The organism is Pontibacterium sp. (assembly GCF_041587635.1).
Taxonomy (GTDB): Bacteria; Pseudomonadota; Gammaproteobacteria; order Pseudomonadales; family Balneatricaceae; genus Pontibacterium.
Genome location: NZ_JBFGYC010000507.1, coordinates 1 through 2,898 on the forward strand (window position 1 = coordinate 1; position 2,898 = coordinate 2,898).

The 2,898-nt window shown below is 50.0% G+C and carries 2 protein-coding genes; both read left to right on the forward strand.

From position 1 onward, the window contains the following. Positions 1–802 (forward strand): hypothetical protein (locus ABYW01_RS18175; RefSeq protein ID WP_372835558.1); only part of this gene is annotated, 802 nt, incomplete at its 5' end. 17 nt (positions 803–819) lie between these two features. Continuing rightward, positions 820–2,898 (forward strand): diguanylate cyclase domain-containing protein (locus tag ABYW01_RS18180; RefSeq protein ID WP_372835560.1); only part of this gene is annotated, 2,079 nt, incomplete at its 3' end.

The window sequence follows — 2,898 nt, forward strand, 5'->3', positions numbered from 1 at the left end:
CAACCAGACTCGCGACGCGCCTTCGGCTCGCAACGGAATATTTGCACCGGCCAGTGTTTATTTTGAACAGTTTCGCAATGCGCTGGTGTCCACTGACGGTATCAGCCTTTACAGCAACATAAGCCGCTCATGGGGCGATCTGAATATTGAGATTTATGCCGGTGAAAGTGATCTAGGTGAGCAGGAGATGGAATATTACGTCTTTAAGCAGGCCCTACCCGGTCGATTTGATGATGCCTCGATTCAAGGTGCGCAGGTGTTGTATGAATCGTTGGGAAGTGGCGTCCGGCTCGGCTTAAGTTACAGTCGCCCAAGCCTGGACTATTTGCCGTTGGTTGGCTTTGACCCTCTTCTGGGTGGTCATGTGATTTCAGATATGCTGGTCTACTCTGGCCAGTACAACACCGAATACTGGACCTTTACGGCCGAATACTTGTTGATGATAAATAACGTCAAAGGCTTCGGGCCGGGGTTCGAAGACTTTCGTGCCAAAGGTGAAAGCTACTACGCGCAGGCGGACTATCGCTATCACCCTGATCTCACGTTTTCTGTACGTTACGGTGAGCAGATTGTGAATGACAAAGATCGCGACGGTGATAAGAAATTTGATCCTGCACATGTTGGTTTTGGTAAAAGCTGGATGCTAGGTGTGCGTTGGGACTTTGCTCCCAATTGGATTGTACGTGGCGAATACCATAATACCCACGGTACTGCGTGGTTATCCGGCACAGATAACCCGGTAGGCACAAACACAGAGCGTGATTGGGAAACCTACGCGCTGCAATTGGTTTATAGCTTCTGAGCTATGAAAGGGGAAAAATGATGCTGCAGGCTCAATTCAGTATCCGATGGAAAGCGCTTCTATTCCTCAGTATGGTGCTAATTGCCATCAGTGTATCGATGGTCTCGCTTTACACCCATACCTTGCTCCAGGAAGCCGGTCGCAATACAGAAAGGTCAGTCCTGCAACAAGACCAGGTGCTCGATTCCCTTTTAAGAGAGTTGCGTGATCAGCAGATCCAGTTAGCGCAATTGCTACCCAACTTGGCAAATGTATCAGAGTCAATACTGGAGCATAACAGCGAAGGACTTCAATCAGCATTACATCCCCACTGGCTCAATCTGGCGCTCAACCTTAATCTTAATTATCTCTACCTGTTTGACGAACAGGGTACTCAGCTTGGCGGATTGCATCACCAAGACCAAATAAATGCTCAGGAGATTGAACAGGTACGCGATATAGCCCGAATGGCCGCGGAAGATGTCGCTCCGCGATATTTTATGAGTTGCACATCTCAGTGCACTTACTACGTTGTCGAGCCGTTCATTACCAGTCGTGGAGTTCGGGGTGCTATCGTCATCGGGTGCAACATCTCAGAAATTGTGGTGTCGTTTCAACATCTGCTGGGCGTGGATTTAGGCGTTCTTATTCCCGTGTCAGACATAGCCTCTTCTACTGACGCCCGCATGATGCCGAATTGGGGGCTACATACATGGGCATTGAGTAACTTCGAGACTCAGGCGGATATGTTAAAGGCCATTCAAACGGATCTTCCTGCACCGGATGATAGCGTGTTTCAGTCTGACGAGAATGTTCACTATCGAATGCATGTATTGCTAACCGGTGGTGTTGAAACGATCAATGCTCAACCTCGTTTTATTTCCCTGCAAAACATAACTGAAAACCGTCACCTACTAGAAAGTACCATTAATAGGGGCATCACTGTCGGTGTGCTCGGATGGGTCTTGGCTGAATTACTTTTATTTATGCTGATACTGAAACCAACACGGCAACTGGCACGAATTACCCGCGCCCTACCACTGCTGGCAGGAAACGAATTTGGACAGGCTCGCAAACATATTTCGCCACGCAATCGTCGCTGGTTTGCTGATGAGTTAGACGTTCTTGAAGGCACCACGCTAAAAGTATGTGATGAGCTGGAAGCACTGAACCAAAGGGTTGCGGATCATACACGCGAGCTACATACCCAGATGATTGAGCAAACCCGGGCTCGCCAGTTTGTATCACGCCTGCTGGATACGGCGCCATTGATTATTCTGACACAGTCTCGTGATGGAGAGATCGAACTAATGAACCGCTGGGGGCGTGAAGTCATCGGCGATCCCGGCGAAATAGATGCCCCCCTGCCTGATTTTCAGTCATTACACGTGACCGATACCATGCCTGAAGCCTGGTTAGAACGATTACAGGATTTGGACAATATCGACCCACCGCGCTACCAACACGAAGCGCAGCTCAAAGACCGTGATGGTGGATTACGTTATGTCACATGGTTGCACTCACTGGTCGAAAGTGAAGCAGGAAAACCATCCATCCTTTCCGTAGGCATGGACCTGACCAAACGTGTGGAAGCCGAAAACAAACTCTCCTGGCTGGCAACCCATGACACGCTCACAGGTTTGCAAAACCGACACAGTTTCCAAAAACACCTGAGTCGTTTGTTGGAGCGCGGCAGTCGTGGCGCCCTTCTGTTTATCGATGCCGATCGTTTTAAGTACATCAACGATACAGCCGGTCACAATGTTGGTGACTCCGTATTGATCTATATCGCACAGCTGCTTGAACAACACACCCGCGATTCGGATGTTGTTGCACGCTTGGGCGGTGATGAGTTTGTTATCCTGTTACCCCGTGCGTCCGCCACAACGGCCCGCGCGGTGATGGCAAAACTGTCCACTCTACTGGATACCCAATTGCGCATGTCCAATGGATCGATCCAGCACTTCAGTTGCAGCCTGGGCGGAGCATTGTACCCGGATCACGGTACTCGAGATGAAGACCTGTTGGCCGCCGCCGATATGGCCATGTATACCGCAAAACAGCAGGGTCAAGGGAAATGGCATCTGTATGACGCGAGCCGGGCAATGATTGATCGG